This window comes from Frigoribacterium sp. PhB24 (genome assembly GCF_003755185.1).
Taxonomy (GTDB): domain Bacteria; phylum Actinomycetota; class Actinomycetes; order Actinomycetales; family Microbacteriaceae; genus Frigoribacterium.
In genome coordinates this window covers 168,930-185,426 of the sequence record NZ_RKIC01000014.1, presented here as the reverse complement: position 1 = coordinate 185,426, position 16,497 = coordinate 168,930, and the positions used below count along the sequence as shown (strand labels likewise).

The 16,497-nt window shown below is 70.1% G+C and carries 17 protein-coding genes; 6 read left to right on the top strand and 11 right to left on the bottom strand.

Features of this window, described 5'->3' with window-relative positions:
* The first annotated feature begins 30 nt into the window (after positions 1–30).
* Together EDF50_RS13920 and EDF50_RS13915 are read left to right on the top strand one after the other, a co-directional pair.
* Complete coding sequence (locus EDF50_RS13920; protein WP_123520112.1) at positions 31–780, top strand: 1-acyl-sn-glycerol-3-phosphate acyltransferase; 750 nt, start codon at positions 31–33, stop codon at positions 778–780.
* Positions 781–827: 47 nt separating this feature from the next.
* Complete coding sequence (locus tag EDF50_RS13915; RefSeq protein WP_255410095.1) at positions 828–1,388, top strand: NAD(P)-dependent oxidoreductase; 561 nt, start codon at positions 828–830, stop codon at positions 1,386–1,388.
* 337 nt (positions 1,389–1,725) lie between these two features.
* Here the strand turns inward: EDF50_RS13915 and EDF50_RS13910 are convergent, their stop codons facing one another.
* A complete protein-coding gene (locus EDF50_RS13910; RefSeq protein WP_123520110.1) occupies positions 1,726–1,992 on the bottom strand; it encodes a hypothetical protein in 267 nt (88 codons plus the stop codon).
* A gap of 8 nt (positions 1,993–2,000) precedes the next feature.
* The gene (locus EDF50_RS13905; protein ID WP_123520109.1) at positions 2,001–3,020 is read right to left on the bottom strand and encodes a DUF2599 domain-containing protein; all 1,020 of its coding nucleotides are present in this window, start codon (positions 3,018–3,020) and stop codon (positions 2,001–2,003) included.
* A 410-nt stretch (positions 3,021–3,430) separates the two neighbouring features.
* Here EDF50_RS13905 and EDF50_RS13900 point away from each other — a divergent pair, with 410 nt between their 5' ends.
* The 4 genes from EDF50_RS13900 to EDF50_RS13885 all read left to right on the top strand — a co-directional run bounded on the left by EDF50_RS13900 (position 3,431) and on the right by EDF50_RS13885 (position 7,177).
* Entirely contained in the window at positions 3,431–4,516 is a 1,086-nt protein-coding gene (locus EDF50_RS13900) for an alkene reductase (RefSeq protein WP_123520108.1), read from the top strand.
* Between the two features lie 178 nt (positions 4,517–4,694).
* Positions 4,695–5,129, top strand: coding sequence for a DNA methylase (locus EDF50_RS13895; RefSeq protein ID WP_123520107.1), 435 nt, complete (start codon positions 4,695–4,697; stop codon positions 5,127–5,129).
* A 131-nt stretch (positions 5,130–5,260) separates the two neighbouring features.
* Entirely contained in the window at positions 5,261–5,887 is a 627-nt protein-coding gene (locus tag EDF50_RS13890; protein WP_158612731.1) for a CDP-alcohol phosphatidyltransferase family protein, read from the top strand.
* Between the two features lie 291 nt (positions 5,888–6,178).
* Entirely contained in the window at positions 6,179–7,177 is a 999-nt protein-coding gene (locus tag EDF50_RS13885) for an SDR family NAD(P)-dependent oxidoreductase (RefSeq protein ID WP_123520105.1), read from the top strand.
* 153 nt (positions 7,178–7,330) lie between these two features.
* Here the strand turns inward: EDF50_RS13885 and EDF50_RS13880 are convergent, their stop codons facing one another.
* The 9 genes from EDF50_RS13880 to EDF50_RS13840 all read right to left on the bottom strand — a co-directional run bounded on the left by EDF50_RS13880 (position 7,331) and on the right by EDF50_RS13840 (position 16,435).
* The gene (locus EDF50_RS13880; RefSeq protein ID WP_123520104.1) at positions 7,331–8,362 is read right to left on the bottom strand and encodes a LacI family DNA-binding transcriptional regulator; all 1,032 of its coding nucleotides are present in this window, start codon (positions 8,360–8,362) and stop codon (positions 7,331–7,333) included.
* Positions 8,363–8,414: 52 nt separating this feature from the next.
* The gene (locus tag EDF50_RS13875) at positions 8,415–9,665 is read right to left on the bottom strand and encodes a Gfo/Idh/MocA family protein (RefSeq protein ID WP_123520103.1); all 1,251 of its coding nucleotides are present in this window, start codon (positions 9,663–9,665) and stop codon (positions 8,415–8,417) included.
* A gap of 265 nt (positions 9,666–9,930) precedes the next feature.
* Entirely contained in the window at positions 9,931–12,645 is a 2,715-nt protein-coding gene (locus tag EDF50_RS13870; RefSeq protein WP_233570645.1) for a phosphoenolpyruvate carboxylase, read from the bottom strand.
* Positions 12,646–12,745: 100 nt separating this feature from the next.
* Positions 12,746–13,795 carry a pentapeptide repeat-containing protein gene (locus EDF50_RS13865; protein ID WP_123520101.1) on the bottom strand — a complete coding sequence of 350 codons (1,050 nt, stop codon included), beginning with the start codon at positions 13,793–13,795 and terminating at the stop codon, positions 12,746–12,748.
* A 47-nt stretch (positions 13,796–13,842) separates the two neighbouring features.
* Entirely contained in the window at positions 13,843–14,442 is a 600-nt protein-coding gene (locus EDF50_RS13860) for a Fic family protein (protein ID WP_199738803.1), read from the bottom strand.
* Positions 14,435–14,629: an antitoxin VbhA family protein gene (locus EDF50_RS13855; RefSeq protein WP_123520099.1), complete on the bottom strand. Its 195-nt coding sequence runs from the start codon at positions 14,627–14,629 to the stop codon at positions 14,435–14,437. Before EDF50_RS13855 ends, EDF50_RS13860 begins: the two co-directional genes overlap by 8 nt.
* Before the next feature lie 59 nt (positions 14,630–14,688).
* Positions 14,689–15,429: an aminoglycoside 3'-phosphotransferase gene (locus EDF50_RS13850; RefSeq protein ID WP_123520098.1), complete on the bottom strand. Its 741-nt coding sequence runs from the start codon at positions 15,427–15,429 to the stop codon at positions 14,689–14,691.
* Positions 15,430–15,804: 375 nt separating this feature from the next.
* Positions 15,805–16,074 carry a GlsB/YeaQ/YmgE family stress response membrane protein gene (locus EDF50_RS13845; RefSeq protein WP_123520097.1) on the bottom strand — a complete coding sequence of 90 codons (270 nt, stop codon included), beginning with the start codon at positions 16,072–16,074 and terminating at the stop codon, positions 15,805–15,807.
* A 148-nt stretch (positions 16,075–16,222) separates the two neighbouring features.
* A complete protein-coding gene (locus EDF50_RS13840; protein ID WP_056049364.1) occupies positions 16,223–16,435 on the bottom strand; it encodes a hypothetical protein in 213 nt (70 codons plus the stop codon).
* Between the last annotated feature and the right edge of the window lie 62 nt (positions 16,436–16,497).

Genomic DNA, 16,497 nt, shown 5'->3' with positions numbered 1-16,497 from the left:
GGTCGCCGGGCGAGCCATGCCCCCCGGGGAATGTGCCGTCGGGCACAGTGGAACGTGCTCACAACCCTCAGCCGTTCGGTCCTGTCACCCCTCGTGCGCGTGGTCTGGCGTCCCCGGGTGATCGGTCGACGCAACGTCCCGCGGCGCGGTGCGGTCATCCTGGCCAGCAACCACCTCTCGTTCATGGACAGCGTCGTGATCACCCTGATGGCACCCCGTCGGGTCTCGTTCCTGGCGAAGAACGCGTACTTCACCGGGACGGGCGTCACGGGCAGGGCGTCGCGCGCGTTCTTCACCGGCATCGGTGCGATCGGCGTCGAGCGCGGCGCCGGGTCCGCCGCCCAGCACGCCCTCGACCTCGGGCTCGGCAAGCTCACCGCCGGGGACGCGTTCGCGATCTACCCCGAGGGGACGCGCTCGCTCGACGGTCGGCTGTACCGGGGGCGGACCGGAGTCGCCTGGCTCGCTCTGACGAGCGGAGCGCCGGTCGTGCCGGTGGCCCTGACGGGGACCCAGGAGCTGCAGCCGGTGGGCTCGCGCCTCCCGCGCCTCCGGAGGTTCACCGTCGAGTTCGGCGAGCCGATCGACCTCTCCCGCCACGGCGAGGCGAAGTCGGGTCGCGCTCGCCGTCACGCGACCGACGAGGTCATGGCCGCGATCCAGCGGCTCAGCGGGCAGGTCGAGGCAGGCTCGTACAACGATCCGCCCGCCCCCTCGGTCGTCGCGCGGATGCGTCGGGCGATGCGACCCGACCCCCTGGGGCCCGACCCGCTCGACTGAGTCGAGTCGTCGGCTGAGCGACCTGCCGGGCTGGTCCACGGGCCGGGCTGCTCGACCGCCCCGGGCGTAGCGTCGGGACCATGAAGGTCGCAGTGCTCGGGACGGGCATCATGGGTCAGGGTGTGGCGGGGACACTGCTGCGTGAGGGGTTCGACGTCACGGTCTGGAACCGCACGAGGTCGAAGGCCGAACCGCTCGCCGGCGCCGGCGCCGTGGTGGTCGACACCGCGCGGCAAGCGGTCGCGGGCGCCGACGTCGTCGTGACCGTGCTGTTCGACGGCGACGCCGTGCTCGAGGTCTTGGACTACGCGGCCGACGCCACGGGCCCCGACGCCGTCTGGGTGCAGGCCAGCACCATCGGTGAGGCCGACACGGCCCGAGTCGTCCGGACGGCCGACGAGCACGGGCTCCGGCTCGTCGAGGCGATGATGCTCGGCACGAAGAAACCGGCCGCGACCGGGAAGCTCGTCATGCTGGCCGCCGGCGACGGCGCCCTGCTCGACGCCGTGCGTCCGGAGAGGACGAGGCATCAGGCTCCTTGGGCTACAGGTCGGAGTGGTGCGTGTGTCGTCTGTTGTAGGAACGGAGTCCGAGAACGGTCGCGGTGATGGCACCGATGACGAGCACGGGTGCTCCGATCCCGACGACGTTCCACCAGAACATGTCCATGATGTGTCTTTCTCTTAGCCCCAGCTCTTCGTGGCCACGCCGCGCTCGAGCGTCACTGCTAAGAAGAACGTGGAGCAGTGGGGGGCGTCGTGATTCGAGGTGCGTCGCCGTCAGTGAACCAGAAGTGACCTGACGCATCCGTGCCCGCCTGCCCTAGTCCGCCGCGGCGCAGAATGGCGCCCTGGGGGCCGGTCTGTGTCGAACGGGCTGGTCCCCTCTATCAGGGTGCCCATGGGCGTGCTGCCTCCCTGCCGCTACATAATCGTCGATTGCGACCTATGCACTGCCGGTGGGTGGCTGGACGCGATGCTGCTGAGTGCGGCGTGAATGGCGGATGGTGTCGATGACGAACAGCGCGATAGCGGTGATCGTCCCAATTGTTCCGACCCAGCCGATGGCTTGTTCGACGGGGTAGAGGTGCCCGACACCGCCGGTTTCATCCGCGATGATGCCGCCCTGGTAAAGGAGGGCAGCGAAGCTGACCAACAACGCCAGTGATGATGTGAGGATGGCGATGGCTGCAGTCTTGCAAGGCGTGATCATCGTGGCTTCTACCAGTTGCACTTATGGGTCAGGGGGTTGCGTCCCCAGCCGCTGTTGTTGGGGCGGAACTTCTCAAGGTTCCAGGAGTCGGGCTTGGCGAAAGCGTAGAAAACGTGACAATCGTACTGCTGGTGCAGTGACGCCTTGCTCTTAAGCCCACTGTTCCGGGAGGTCGCTTCTGCCCATCCGGCACCCAGCATGATCTGCTGTCCAGCGGCAGTGCCAGCGATCCCGCCGCCCTGGGCCAAGCCAGTGCTGACGGCGACCCCCCACGCGCTTCTCGTAAGAAGATACCGGGGCTGGCCTCGCTCGCTGCTGGTGCGGATGCTGCTGAACAGGTTCGTCCCGATCCACGGATCTGCGGTGACGGGGAACGCGGTGGCGGGGGTGTGCTCGATGACTTGGCTGAGGGTGGTGCCGTGGAGCTCGTAGTGGGTGGGCACGGGAGCTCCGGTGGCGTCTTTGGCCCAGGCGGGTGCGATCCCAGCGATGAAATCCTGGGTTGCAACGTCGGTGATGATGACGGCTCCGTCGGCATGTTCCGCGGATGCGCCAGTGGGCACCGTGAGGGAGTAGTCGTACCGGGTGGGGGCGTCGGCGGTGTCGATGACTGTGAGGATCTGCACGGAGCCGTCGTCGTGGGTGATGGGGACGGTCGCGGAGTCGTTGTTATTGTCGTACACCTGCACGCCGGGCGCGGCCGTGTCGGCGGTGTCCGCGTCGTCGGCGAAGGGGACCCCGATCTGGACGGCCCCTGCTAGGGAGGCGGGGGTGTCGACGGGAACGCTGATCAGGCTGGTTGGGTCGTCCGGCACCTGGACCTCACTGCTGGAGACGGGTTCGATGTTCTGGAGCGCGTCGGGTGCGACGGCAGCGATGGTCTGCAGGATGCTGTCATCGTCGGTTGTTGGTGTGTCGGCGTGTGCGGGGCCTGCAATGAGCAGTGTGCCGACGGCGCAGAGCGCCGCGGTGAGGGCAACAACGCCCGCCCGCGCCGATCGCTTCTGTCGAATGAAGGTTGACATCATCGTGATCTCCTCATTGTTTTGCCCTGGCGCGAATGCGCAGTCCGAGGATGACAGTTGGTATGGGTGCGGCTCAATCGGCCGAGAGGTTCTTGCTCCGGTCAGGTGCTATCTGATATGCAGAGTTCAATCGAGTTAGGCCTGTCGGGCTCTTACTTCCTGTGGCGACGGCGATATCTGAATCTTGGTTCCAGGACGCTCCCTCAGCGCCGTGCCGACGGCGACGAGCGCGAGACCGGTGTCGATCCGGGGCGCCGGCAGGATACGGTGCGGCTCTGACCGTGGCCGCGCTCGCCGCCCTGCTCGCGGCGAGCCTCGGCCGCGCGAGACCCCGGGGAATGCAGCGTGCAACCGCCGGGTTGCCTCACGAGTGCCCCCGCCCGAGGGCGCCCCACCGTTCGGAAGGACCACCCTTGGACCTCTTCTCTCCCGCCACCTTCGGCCAGCTCGAGCTGCGCAACCGCGTCGTCATGGCACCCCTCACCCGTCTCCGCTCCGGCGACGACGGCGTTCCGGGCGACGTCGTGGTGGAGCACTACCGTCAGCGCGCCTCCTTCGGTCTGATCACGACCGAGGGCACCTGGCCCTCGCAGGAGTCCAAGGCCTACGACGGCCAGCCCGGCATCGTCACCGACGAGCAGGTGGCCGGCTGGAAGCGCGTCGCCGACGCCGTCCACGCCGAGGGCGGTACCATCGTCATGCAGGTCATGCACGGCGGTCGCGTCTCGCACACCGACATCACCCGCACCGACCGCATCGTCGCCCCCAGCGCCGTCGCCATCGACGGCCAGGTGCACACCGCCGCCGGCAAGGTCGACTTCCCCGTGCCGCACGCCCTCACCACCGACGAGGTGCACCAGGTCACGGCCGACATCGTCGCCGCGTCGAAGCGTGCCGTGCTCGAGGCCGGGCTCGACGGCGTCGAGATCCACAGCGCCAACGGCTACCTGCTGCACGAGTTCCTCTCGCCCGTGTCGAACGTCCGCACCGACGAGTACGGCGGAACCCCCGAGAACCGCGCCCGTCTCGCGATCGAGACCGCGACCGCCGTGGCCGAGGCCATCGGTGCCGGCCGCGTCGGCATCCGTCTGTCGCCCATGCACAACATCCAGGACGTCGTCGAGACCGACGTCGCCGACGTGACCGCCGTCTACCGTGCGCTCGTCGAGGGCCTCGCCCCGCTCGGCCTCGCCTACCTCAGCGTGCTGCAGGCCGACCTGCGCGGCGAGCTCGTGCAGGACCTCCGCACGCGCTTCGGCGGCGCCTTCATCGCCAACAGCGGCTTCGGTCAGATCACGACGCGCGACGAGGCGATCGCCGAGGTCGCGGACAGCCAGGCCGACGCCGTCGCCGTCGGTCGGTTCGCCATCGCCAACCCCGACCTCGTCGAGCGCTGGCAGGGCGACCACGAGGTCAACGAGCCGAACCCCGCCACGTTCTACGCGGCCGGCGCCGAGGGCTACACCGACTACCCGACGCTGCAGCACGCCGACCGCTAGTCGGTCGCCCGCGCCGCGGACCCCGTTCCGTGCGACGAACCACGTTCCATCGTGGTTCCTCGCACGGAACGGGGTTCGTCGTCGTGGGGCCGGTCCGGGCGGTATCCGGCGCCCGGGGCGAGCCGAGGAGGCGCGGGTCGCGTCACCCGCGCCGCGCACCGGGCGTAGACAGGACGGCATGAGCGACGTGAAGCACCCGTCCGACCTCGGGATCGACGTGAGCGAGGGGGCGCCGCAGCAGCTGTACCGCTGGTTGCTCGCGAGCGTGCTGTTCGGCCGGCCCGTGCAGCAGGGCGTCGCCGCCGACACCTACCAGGTGCTGATCGACCACGGGCTGACCAGCCCCGCCCGCTTCGCCGAGCGTGACCACGAGGGGCTGCGGCGGCTGCTCGACGAGGCCGGCTACGCCCGCATCGACCACGTGATGAGCGACGAACTGCACGAGGTCATGGGCCGCGTCGACGCCGACTGGGGGTCGGTGAACCACCTCGTGCGGTCGTCGGCCGACCGGACCGAGCTGACCCGCCGCCTCACCGACCTCAAGGGCGTCGGCCCGAAGACCGCCGAGATCTTCACGCGCGAGCTGCCCGACGCGGTCTACGGCACCGCCTGACCACGGTGTTCTCGGGCCGGGATCAGGGCACCCGTAGACTCGAGACGATCTCGGGGGCTCGAGCCGCGCCTCCTCGGGTGTGATCGGTGCGACCGCACCGACAGTCCGCGCGACCGTGCAGAGGGGGCCTCGTGACGCTCGTCGACAAGCTGTTCCGTCAGGACGAGTGGCGCACCGTGCCGAACGCCATCTCGGCGGCCCGTCTGCTGCTGCTGCCGGTGTTCCTGGTGCTGATCGTGGGGCAGCACTACTGGTCGGCGATGGTCGTCATCGCGGTCGTCTTCGTCACCGACTTCCTCGACGGGTTCATCGCCCGCCGGACGAACACGACCTCCGAGCTCGGCAAGTGGCTCGATCCGGTGGCCGACCGCGTCACCGTGATCGTGGTCGTCATCGCCTTCGTCGCCGGGGGGCTCGTGCCCTGGCCGGTGCTGCCGTTGCTGCTCGTGCCCGACCTGCTGCTCAGCGCCTACGCCCTGTTCGTGCTGGCCGGGGCGTCGTTCCCGGTGACGTGGGTCGGCAAGATCCGGACGGCGCTGATCTTCGTCGGGCTGCTGCTCGTGCTGGTCGCGTCGGCGGTCGTGGACCAGTTCGGCGGGTCGTCGAGCGCGGCGTCCACCCCGCTCGCCGACGCCGGTGCCGTCGGTCGCACGATCGGCCTCGTCGTGCTCTGGGCCGGCCTCGTCGGCCACTGGGTGGCGGCCGTGCTCTACGCCGCGGCGCTCGTCCGGACGCGACGGGCCCGCCGCGCCGCCTGAGTCCGCCCCGCCCCCACCCTGTGTGCGCCCCGCCCGGGTGTGCGCCGGCGCCCCGCCCGGGTGTGCAATTCGCGACGACTGGGGTCGCCGAGGACGCTTTCGCGGTCGATCGAGCGGCGTGTCGTGCGGCGCTGGTCGGGTTCGGCACGCCGGGAGGCGCGGTGCCGGTCGCGATTTGCGCATCCGGGAGGCGCGGTGCCGGTCGCGATTTACGCACCCGGGAGGCGCGGTGCCGGTCGCGATCCGCCCGCCCGGACGGCTGCCACCGGCCTCGGGCGTACCGTCGACCGCATGACTCGCATCACCACCCCCTTCCGTGCCGCCACCACCGCGAACGAGGTCGTCGACGGCCTCGACCTGACCGGCAGGCGCATCGTCGTGACCGGCGCGGCGTCCGGGATCGGCATCGAGACCGCCCGCTCCCTCGTCGCCGCCGGGGCCGACGTGACCCTGGCCGTGCGCCGCCCCGAGCAGGGCGAGCAGGCCGTCGCCGACATCCGCGCCAGCACGGCCACGAGCCAGGCGGCCGGCACCGGCGCCGGCACCGGCGCCGCCCAGGGCACCGTGCGCGCCGCGATCCTCGACCTCGAGAAGCGCGACACCCTGCAGGCCTTCGCCGACGCGTGGCAGGGCCCGCTCGACGTGCTGATCGACAACGCGGGCATCATGGCCACGCCCGAGACCCGCACCCCCGAGGGCTGGGAGCTGCAGTTCAGCAACAACCACCTCGGTCACTTCGCCCTCGCGAACGCGCTCCGCGACGCCCTGGTCGAGGGCGCACAGGTCTCGGGCACCCCGTCGCGAGTCGTGTCGCTCAGCTCGACCGGACACCACTTCTCGCCGGTCGTGTTCGACGACGTGATGTTCGAGCGTCGCGAGTACGACCCGTGGTCGGCGTACGGGCAGTCCAAGACGGCGAACGCGCTCTTCGCCGTCGGCGTCACGCAGCGGTGGGCCGACGATGGCGTGCTGGCGAACGCCGTGCACCCGGGCGGCATCCTGACGCCGCTGCAGCGCCACCTGCCCAAGCAGGAGATGCTCGACCGTGGCTGGATCGACGAGGACGGCACCCCCAACCCGGCCTTCAAGTCCACCCAGCAGGGGGCCGCGACGTCGGTCTTCGTGGCCGTCCACCCGCTCGTCGAGGGGGTCGGGGCCCACTACTTCGAGGACGTCGCCGAGGCCGAGCCGTTCCGCGAGGACGCCCGGGGTCGCGGCGTCAAGGACTACGCCCTCGACCCCGAGCAGTCCGACCGCCTGTGGGCGCTCAGCGAGCAGCTGCTCGCCTGACCGGCCGCCCCGCCCTGCCGACGGACCGGGGACGCAGGAGGCGCGAGCCGGGTCGCGTAGCCGCCCTGCGCCTCCTGCTCGGCACCTCGTGCCCCCCCCCTGCCGCCGCTCGGCCGGTGGTGCGATGCGCAGCCGCGCGGCGGCCGGCGCAGGTCAGGCGTCGAGGGGTCGGGCCGGGCAGCCGCACGATCGGCCGGTGCGCAGCTCGGGGACGAACGAGGAGTGGCGCGGGGGCCCGCCCTCGCGGGGGGTGACCAGGCGGAGGACGGCCTCGTCGGCCATCCGTTCGACCGGTTGACGGACGGTCGAGAGCTGGGGGGTGGCGAAGTCGGCTGCGTCCGTGCCGTCGAAGCAGACGACGGCGACGTCGTCGGGCACTCGGAGGCCGAGTTCGTCGAGGGCGCGGAGCGCGCCGACGGCCTGGAGGTCCGAGCTGGCGAACAGCGCCGACGGGGGCCGAGGGCCGGAGAAGAGCCTCGTGGCCGCGTCGTAACCGCCTCGCCGGGTGAACGACGTACGCACGAGAGGGCCGTCGTCCAGCCCGCCCGCCCGGGTGGCGTCGAGCCAGCCCTGCTCTCGGGCCTCGACGCCTTCGCCGGAGTCGCCGATGATCAGGGCGACGCGGTCGTGGCCGTGCCCGATCAGGTGCTCGACTCCGGCTCTCGCCCCGGCGCGGGCGTCGACGCCCACCGTCTCGACACCCTGCCGGCCCTCGAACGTGTTGAGCAGCACGGCGGGCACCGCGAGGGACGAGAGGTCGACGACGGCCGACCCGTACTGGACGGTGCTGAGCATGATGCCGTCGACCTGCCGCGCCACGAGCGACTGGATCAGATGTCGTTCGAGGCGCGGGTCGCTCTCGCTGTTGACGAGCAGCACCGCATACCCGAGCCGGGCGGCGGTCTGCTCGACGGCGACGGCGAGCTCGGCGAACAACGGGTTGCCGATCTCGGGTACGACCAGACCGAGCATGCGGGTCGAGCCGGTGCGCAGAGCCCGGGCGCTCGCGTTGGGGCGGTACCCCAGGACCCGGATCGCCTCTCGCACCCGCGTCGCCGTGGCCTCGGCGACCGGCCGGGGACCGGCGTTCACGACGTAGCTGACGACGGCCGTCGAGACACCGGCGTACCGGGCGACGTCGGACCGGGTGACCTGGCCGTGCGGAGGGGGTGCCGACGACGTCATGCGTGCCGCCTCCCCGTGCCCGGCCCCGTCAGGACGGCCGACGCCGCGTCGGTCAGTGGGAGCCCGTGGCCATCGTAGCCGTGGGCTCGGACGTCGCCGGCGTCGGCAGCTCGGCCGGGGCGTCCCCGAAGTCGGGGACCGTCAGGCGCTCGCCTCCCTGCAGGGCCGAGCGGTGCGCCACGATGCCGGGCAGCGTGTAGCGGGCCGCGACCCACGCGTTCACCGGGGGGAGGGTGCCGTCGACGACCGCCCGGACGAAGTCGTCCACCAAGAAGTGGTGGCTGCCCTCGTGGCCGCTCGGCATGCCGTGGTAGACCTCGGGCAGGCGGTCGACGTCGTGCACGGGCGCGTGACCCGAGACGAAGGCCTCGCGCAGCTCGGGGGCGACGTGGGCCAACGAGGGGTCGTCGAGCGGCATGCTGGGCAGCGTCGTGAGGTCGGCGGTGACGTCGGTCACGTCCTCTTTGTCTTGCCAGAGGCTGATCGTGGCGAGCTGCTCGAAGCTGGCCTCGGTGCCGAAGTAGCGGAACCGCGACTCCCTGATGTGCGACGGGTACCCGACGCGACGCATCTCGTTGATGCGCATCACGCCGCCGTTGTCGAGCTCGAACAGGGCGCTGGCGTTCGAGAAGTCGTTTCCGAACTGGCTGACCTCGCGATCGAAGACACCGTCGCCGCGGTCGTCGCGCACCCCGATGCAGCTGACGCTGACCGCGTGCCCGGGGATCGCCCCGAGGACCCCGCCGATCGAGTGCGTCGGGTAGTGCATCGGGGGGTAGCTGGCCGTGCGCTTCCAGTCGGCTCCGCCGCTGTACTGGTAGGCGGCGTAGAAGCCCAGGTCCATGTCGTGGACGTAGTCGCCCTCGGCGTAGAAGACGCGGCCGAAGGCGCCCTCGTCGGCCTTCTTGCGGGCGAAGACGGTCGCCGGGTTGTAGTAGCTGGTCTCGCCCATCATGTAGGTGAGGCCGGTCTCGCGGACGGCATCGATGATCGCGGCGATCTCGTCCTCGGCGATCGCCATCGGGACGGCCGAGTAGACATGCTTGCCGGCACGGAGGGCCTGCACCACGAGCGGGCCGTGCGTCCAGCGCTGTGTGAAGAGGGCGACCGCGTCGACGTCGGTCTCGAGCAACGCCTCGAACGAGTCGACGGCACCGTCGAGTCCCTCACGCTCGACGAGCTCGTCGGCCCGTTCGCGCAGCAGGTCGGTGACGACGACCCGGTCGACGTCGGGGTGGACCTTGAAGAGGGTGGCGAACTGGCCGGCGAATTGCCCGGCGCCGACGATCCCGAGGGAAACCATGGCTGACCTTTCGATGTGAGCAACACTGCCCGGTGGGTGCGGATGGCGCGCCGACCCGACCGTGGTGGGCATCGTCGGCGACGCCGTGCACCGGAGTCTGGCACGAGGGATCTACTCGTGACAACAGTGACGGTGCAGCTCCCGGCACACGTTGCGAGTGCCTCGGCCTGCTCGCTGCCGTGAGTTCGCTACACGTGTAGACTACCGCCACGCCCAGGCGCGGGAGGCGGGCCCCGCGCGGCGGGCCGCATCGACCCGCCCGGGCTCAGCCGGTGTTCTGCAGTCCGGCGGCGATGCCGTTGACGCTGAGCAGCAGCAGGCGGTGGTCGGCGTCCGCCGGGTCACCGCCACCCGCGACGCGGATGGCCCGCAGGGCCCGCAGCTGCAGCAGCGAGAGCGCGTCGACGTAGGGGGAGCGCAGTCGCACCGCACGGCTCAGCACGGGGCGCCCGTCGAGCACCTCGCCGTGACCGCTGACCGCCAGCACCCACTTGCGGGTGCGGGCCATCTCGTCGAGCACGCGTCCGGCGAGGTCGTCGCGGTCGGCCAGCGCCAGGTACTCGCGGGCGATGTGCTCGTCGGTCTTGGCGAGCGACATCTCGACGTTCTTGATCATCGCCGAGAAGAGCGGCCAGGTCGCGTACGCCTCGCGCAGCAGGTCGAGGTCGCCGACGGCCTCGAGGGCCGAGCCGAGGCCGTACCAGCCGGCGAGGTTGATGCGGGCCTGCGTCCAGGCGAACACCCACGGGATCGCCCGCAGGTCCTCGAGGGACTCGACCGAGAGGCCACGGCGGGCGGGGCGTGAGCCGAGCGCGAGCAGGCCGACCTCTTCCATCGGGGTGACCGCGGCGAACCACGAGGCGAAGCCGTCGGCTTTCACGAGGCCGAAGAACGCCTCGCGTGAGGCGACGTCCATGGTCGAGGCGACCTCGGCGAAGCGGGCCGCCGCGGTGGCGTTGGCTCGTTCATTCGAGGGGCTCGACGCCAGCAGCGTGGCCGCGGCCATCTGTTCGACGTGCCGGGCAGCGATCGTCTTGTTGCCGTACTGGGCGAAGATGACCTCGCCCTGCTCGGTGATCTTGAAGCGGCCGTCGACCGACGCCGGCGGCTGCGCCAGCACGGCCTCGTTCGCGGGTCCGCCGCCGCGGCCGAGGGCACCGCCGCGACCGTGGAACAGGGTCAGCTCGATGTCGTTCTCGGCGGCCCAGTCGGCGATGCGCGCCTGGGCCGAGTACAGGGCGAAGGTCGCCGAGACGGGGCCGACGTCCTTCGAGGAGTCCGAGTAGCCGAGCATGACCTCGAGGCGACGGCCGGTCGCCGCGAGACGCCTCTGCACGGCCTCGGTCCGCAGGGCCTCGTCGAGGATGCGCGTGCTGGCCTCGAGGTCGGCGAACGTCTCGAACAGGGGGATGACGTCGAGCACGGGAGCGGGTTCGTCGCCCATGGCGCGCTCGGCCAGCTCGTACACGTTGGCCAGGTCGGCCGACGACTGCGTGAACGACACGATGTAGCGCGACGCCGCCCGCACGCCGTAGCGCTTCTGCAGGTCGGCGATCGTGCGGAACACCGCGAGGACCTCGTCGGTCATCTCGCCGCGGGCAGGAGGCGCGGTGTCGGACCCGGCGTCGCCGCCCGCCGGCTGCTCCCCGCCCGCCACCGGGTCGGCCGCGCGGAGTTCGTCGAGGGCCGTACGGTGCACCTGCGAGTGCTGGCGCACCTCGAGCTCGGCGAGGTGGAAGCCGAACGTCTCGACCTGCCAGACCAGGCCCTGCAGGTCGCCGTTGGCGCTGCGGTGGGCACCGGCCGCGCGCAGCGACTGCTGCACGACCCGCAGGTCGGCGAGCAGCTCGTCGGGGTGGCCGTAGGCGAGCGGTGCTCCTTCGCGACGGGTGGCGTCGATGCGGGCCGCGACGAACATGAGCACGCGGCGGTGCAACTCGTGGGGCGAACGCACGCCGATGCGCGACGCGACGTCCGCGTCCATCGCTCGCTGCGCCTCCGCGAGGGCCACCAGCTCGGACGAGGCCGGGGTCTCGGCCTCGTCGAGGGTCAGGGTGCCGCCGATGCGGGTGGTGGCTCGGTGCAGGCCGAGCAGCACGTGCTCGGCGGCGATGTCGGCGGCGGCCCGGGTGACCTCGGCGGTGACGTGCGGGTTGCCGTCGCGGTCGCCGCCGATCCAGGTGCCCAGTCGCATGAAGGCGGGAGCCACGGCGGGCTCGCGGCCGGCGGCGTCGCCCAGCAGTCGGTCGTCGAGCAGGCGGTACACCTGCGGCACGATCTCGAAGAGCGTCTGGTCGAAGATGCTCATCGCGGTGCGGACCTCGTCGAGCGGCGTCGGACGCGTGGTGCGGATGGGCGAGGTGCGCCAGAGCGTGTCGACCTCCTCGAGCAGTCGGCGTTCGGCCTCGGCCACGGCGACGTCGTTCTCGAGCCGGTCGCGGTCGATCATCAGGTCGCTGATGCGTCGGATGCTCGACGCCACCGCGCGGCGGCGGGCCTCGGTCGGGTGCGCGGTGAGCACGGGGTGGAAGCGGAGCGCGTCGAGTCGCTTCGAGGCCTCGTCGGCGCCGACCTCGTCGGTCAGCTGGCGCAGCGTGGCCGAGACCGAGTCGCCCGCGGCGCTCGCTTCGCTGCCGCGGCTGCGCAGCACGCGGACGCGGTGGTGCTCCTCCGCGAGGTTGCTGAGGTGGAAGTAGCAGGTGAAGGCGCGGGCGACCTGTTCGGCGAGCCCTTGGTCGAGGGCGTCGACCAGACGTTGGGCGTCGTCGAGGCTCGCGCCGTCGGCTCCCTCGTAGGCGGCGATGACGGCCGCGCGGACGTCCTCGACGGCGTGGAAGAGTTCGTCGCCGCCGGATTCGCGCAGCACCCGTCCGAGCAGGCTGCCGAGGTAGCTGACGTCCTGACGCAGGCTGCCGTCGACGGCGCCGCTGATGTCGTCACGGCTGCCGTCGTGTCGTCGTGTGGTCTCGATGTCGGTCACCGCACCATCTTGGACGACCCGGGCGATGTATGACGCCACGTTCTGGTCACCACGCCACATTTAATCGTGGCGCGGTGTCCACATCGTGGCGTGGTGGTGACTACTTGTCTCGATCTCGTCGCCTCGAGGGCGTTTCGTGCAGGATCGCCATCGGCATGTCGACATCGTGTGCAGTTGTTCCCGCAAGCTCCTCCAGATGATCAGGCGGACCGGGTTCGTCAATCCACTTGCTGAAACTGAAGTCAGGCCCCGTGTCATCTGAATAGGCAACTTCAGGTGGGTAGAAGGTCAAGAACGAGATTGTGCTGCCTCTAAACGACGCGTTGTCCAATTTGGTCTCCATGATGTGAGCATTAGCTAGGGAGGCGCCATCAAAACGACCACCCGTGAGGTTGGCCTGAGAGAGGCTGGCCCCTGAAAAGAGCGCGCCGGGCATCCAAGCGTTGGACAAATTGGCTCGGTCAAGGACCGAGCCAGAAAAGACGGCTTTGGGCAGCGACTTACCCGAGAAGTCCCTCTCAGCTAAATTCGCGAATGAGATGTCACAGCCCGTGAGGCCCAAGCGGAGTGAGACTTGGAGAATGGCCTCTTCGACTTCCGTCAGCCAAGAGGGCGTGTACTGCCCCTCTTCATTCCGACCCTTGGCTTCACGGCGCTCCGTGGCTCGACGTCTCATAGTTGCCATGAGAACTTGCTCGATGACTGGGAGGTCGTCTCTAGAATCCCGCGCCAGGCGTTCCAGGGCATAGACGCCACCTAGTTGAACGTCCGTCTCGGGATGTGCCAACTGTTCGACGCCGGACGCATATCTAGACGTACGGTTCTCATCGATGCGTAGTTCGTGCTCACGACTTGCCCGCTCGTCGGAACCCACTTCGACGAGCAAACGCTGAATGGTCACCAACACACCCGCAAGACCGACGACGCCACCGAGAGCCAGAAGAAGTGCCTGTCGCGCAGCAGACACAGCAACAGTCATTGCCGCCGCATCGATCTTGGAGGCGGCGGTCTGGTCGAAGTTCTCAACTATCCATCGAGGTCCGAAGAGAAGCGCAAGCGCTCCTAGGACGACGTAAACACCAGCTCCTAGAACCCATAAGCCGACTTTCGAGCCCCTCTTACGAAAGTTGGACTGACCCCTTTGACGCATGAAGGCAACTTAGCCTTGTCTACACCGGCACTAACCCATCGGCCGACTCACGTCGCGTCGACGACCACGTCGTCGAAGAGAGCGATCAAAGGCTCGAAGTCCTGGCGTTCCGACGCCGCACGGCAGGCGGCGACGTTGGTCGCGGAGTCGATCGAGCGCCAGTCGAGGCGCCGACCGGCGGTCTCGGCGACCCGGCCCCAGAGCACCCGCTGCGCCCGACCGTTGCCCTCGCGGAACGGATGGATGTAGTTGACCGCGTCGAAGTGGTGGGCGAGCCTCTCGACGAACCGCGGCCTGTCCATGCCGCGCAGGTGATCGTCGGCCCGCAGCTCGTCGAACGCGAACGCCGATGCCCGCTCGATCATCGCCCAGGGCAGGAAGTGCTCGGCACCTGCGACGTTCTTGCGGATGTCGACGATGCGCGGTGTGCCGGCCCAGTCGTACACGTCCTGGAACAGGTGCCGGTGGATTCCGCACAGCTCGGCCAGGTCGCGTGTGCCCGGGGCCTCGTGGTCCGAGAGCTGCACGAGCCGGGCGAACGCGAGGGCACCCTCGGCGTCGTCCAACGACCGTCGATCGGTCGCGCCCACAAGGTTCCTCAGGACTCCCGTGGTCGGGTCGACGTACGGGTCGACGACGTCAGGCAAGTCCGTAGCGAGCCCGCGCTCGGGCGACGAGTTCGTCGGAGTCGATCCGCCCCGCCACGTAGTCGTCCGCATCCGACGACGTGTCGGGGTCGACGTGCAAGCCTTCCATGACGCCACTGTGCTCGGCTTCGTGGACCGATCGCTGCCGGAAGAGGGTCAACTGGGCGGGGTCGGACGGTGGTGTCATGGTCCCTCCCAGACGATGGCGGCTTGCTCGAGTCGTTCCATTTTACCTGTTCGTGCCGCTCACGTCGCGGCCCAGAGCGCCCGGTAGTACGCCGTGCGGACGGGGTCGTCGGCGACGCCGTACGCGTCGAGGAAGGTCTGCTCGAAGCCGGGCCCGTAGTTCCAGCCGAGGCTCATCGTCGCGACGGCGAGGTCGGCCCAGCGGTCGGCGACGCCGAGGGCGTCGAAGTCGACGTGCCCCGACCAGAGGCCGTCGTCGCCGATCAGCGTGTTGGGCACGCACGGGTCGCCGTGGCAGACGACGAGGCGGTCGATCGGCGGCGGGTCGCCGAGTTCCGGAGGCGCGGTGCGCGCTTTCACGCTGGTCGCGATCCGGTCGTCCACCGACCAGCTGAACGGGCACTCGTCGACCGGCAGCACGTCGTGCAGTCGCCTCAGCCCCCGGCCCGCCTCGCGCACGGCGGTCTCCGGGTCGGTGGCCCAGAGCAGGTCGACGGCACTGCGCCCCGGCACACCCGACGTCACGAGGCACTCGCCCGCGTTGTCGCCGGCGATCTCGAGCACCCGCGGGGCCGGGGTGTACTCGACCACCCACCGCAACCGCATCTCTTCCGCGTGCAGGTCGAGTCCGCTGCCGTGCGGGGCCCACTTGGCGAAGCGTCGGGTCGGGCCGTCGCCGAGGCGGTACGTGGTGCCTCCGGCGTCGTTCCGCCAGACCGCGGTGATGGTGGCGCCGTCCGCGGCCGTGACCACCGCCTCCGGCACCTCGAGGTCGGGGTCGGGCCGGTTCTGCGTCCACATGCCCCGAGTCTCGCACCCGCACCCGCTGCCCCTGCTGCCTGGCCGCGGTGTGCAATTCGCGACAGTGGGCAGGTGATCGGGGCCGTGGGGCGGAGATGAGCGGCGTGGCGCGCGGCGGTTGTCGGGTTCGGCAGGCGGGGCGCGGAGGTGCGGGTCGGGTTCGGTACGCGGGGTGCGGGGCGCGGAGGTGCGGGTCGGGTTCGGTACGCGGGGTGCGGGGCGCGGAGGTGCGGGTCGGGTTCGGCACGCGGGGTGCGGGGCGCGGAGGTGCGGGTCGGGTTCGGCACGCCGGTAACGGCAGGGCGACATGTCGGGAACGACGGAACGGGCCGCCCCCGGAGGGACGGCCCGCTCTGTCGTGCTGTGGGGAGCTGCTTACGCGCGGCTGCCCTTGCGGCCGGTGATGAAGCCCCAGATGACGAGGACGACGAGCGCGCCGAGGATCGCGATGATCCAGCTCTGGATGCTGAAGAAGCCGTCGTAGCCGACGTTGAAGACGGCTCCGCCGATCCAGCCACCGATGAGGGCGCCGATGACACCGAGGATCAGGGTGGCGATCCAGCCGCCGCCCTGCTTGCCGGGGAGGATGAGCTTGGCGATGGCGCCGGCGATGAGGCCGAGGAGGATGAAGGCGAGGAAGCCCATGATGTGTTCCTTTTCGTTTGGTGCGCTGTGTGCGCTGGTGCTGCTGAGACGGTCGGGATCGGGTGCGTGCCAGCGGGGTCTGTGTGACGGCCGCATGCGAAGAGGCCCGTGAGAAGGTCGTCCTCTCGGGCCCCTGCGGCTGAGAGGGCTAGTGCGCGGCCTTGCGGGCCTTCTTCACCGCGGCCTTGCGGGCCTTGGTGACGTCCTTCTTGGCCTGGGCACGCGCCTTCTTCACCTTGGGGTCGTTCCAGAACGAGCCGAAGAAGTTGCTGATCTCCTTGTAGCGGCCCTTTCCGGCCTTGGCGCCGTAGGTGTACGCGAGGAACGCGATGAGGGCGATGACGAGGTACTTGAAGCGCATGTGGTGGTCCTCCCAGTGGGACGTTCTTGTCGTTCAGGGATCACGCTATTCCTCCTGGGAGT

Bases quoted from the DNA above. Each gene is read 5' to 3' on its own strand.
- EDF50_RS13920 (WP_123520112.1), top strand. From the start codon at position 31: ATGTGCCGTCGGGCACAGTGGAACGTGCTCACAACCCTCAGCCGTTCG.
- EDF50_RS13910 (WP_123520110.1), bottom strand. From the start codon at position 1,992: ATGATCACGCCTTGCAAGACTGCAGCCATCGCCATCCTCACATCATCA.
- EDF50_RS13905 (WP_123520109.1), bottom strand. From the start codon at position 3,020: ATGATGTCAACCTTCATTCGACAGAAGCGATCGGCGCGGGCGGGCGTT.
- EDF50_RS13895 (WP_123520107.1), top strand. From the start codon at position 4,695: ATGAGCGACGTGAAGCACCCGTCCGACCTCGGGATCGACGTGAGCGAG.
- EDF50_RS13885 (WP_123520105.1), top strand. From the start codon at position 6,179: ATGACTCGCATCACCACCCCCTTCCGTGCCGCCACCACCGCGAACGAG.
- EDF50_RS13880 (WP_123520104.1), bottom strand. From the start codon at position 8,362: ATGACGTCGTCGGCACCCCCTCCGCACGGCCAGGTCACCCGGTCCGAC.
- EDF50_RS13875 (WP_123520103.1), bottom strand. From the start codon at position 9,665: ATGGTTTCCCTCGGGATCGTCGGCGCCGGGCAATTCGCCGGCCAGTTC.
- EDF50_RS13865 (WP_123520101.1), bottom strand. From the start codon at position 13,795: ATGCGTCAAAGGGGTCAGTCCAACTTTCGTAAGAGGGGCTCGAAAGTC.
- EDF50_RS13855 (WP_123520099.1), bottom strand. From the start codon at position 14,629: ATGACACCACCGTCCGACCCCGCCCAGTTGACCCTCTTCCGGCAGCGA.
- EDF50_RS13850 (WP_123520098.1), bottom strand. From the start codon at position 15,429: ATGTGGACGCAGAACCGGCCCGACCCCGACCTCGAGGTGCCGGAGGCG.
- EDF50_RS13845 (WP_123520097.1), bottom strand. From the start codon at position 16,074: ATGGGCTTCCTCGCCTTCATCCTCCTCGGCCTCATCGCCGGCGCCATC.
- EDF50_RS13840 (WP_056049364.1), bottom strand. From the start codon at position 16,435: ATGCGCTTCAAGTACCTCGTCATCGCCCTCATCGCGTTCCTCGCGTAC.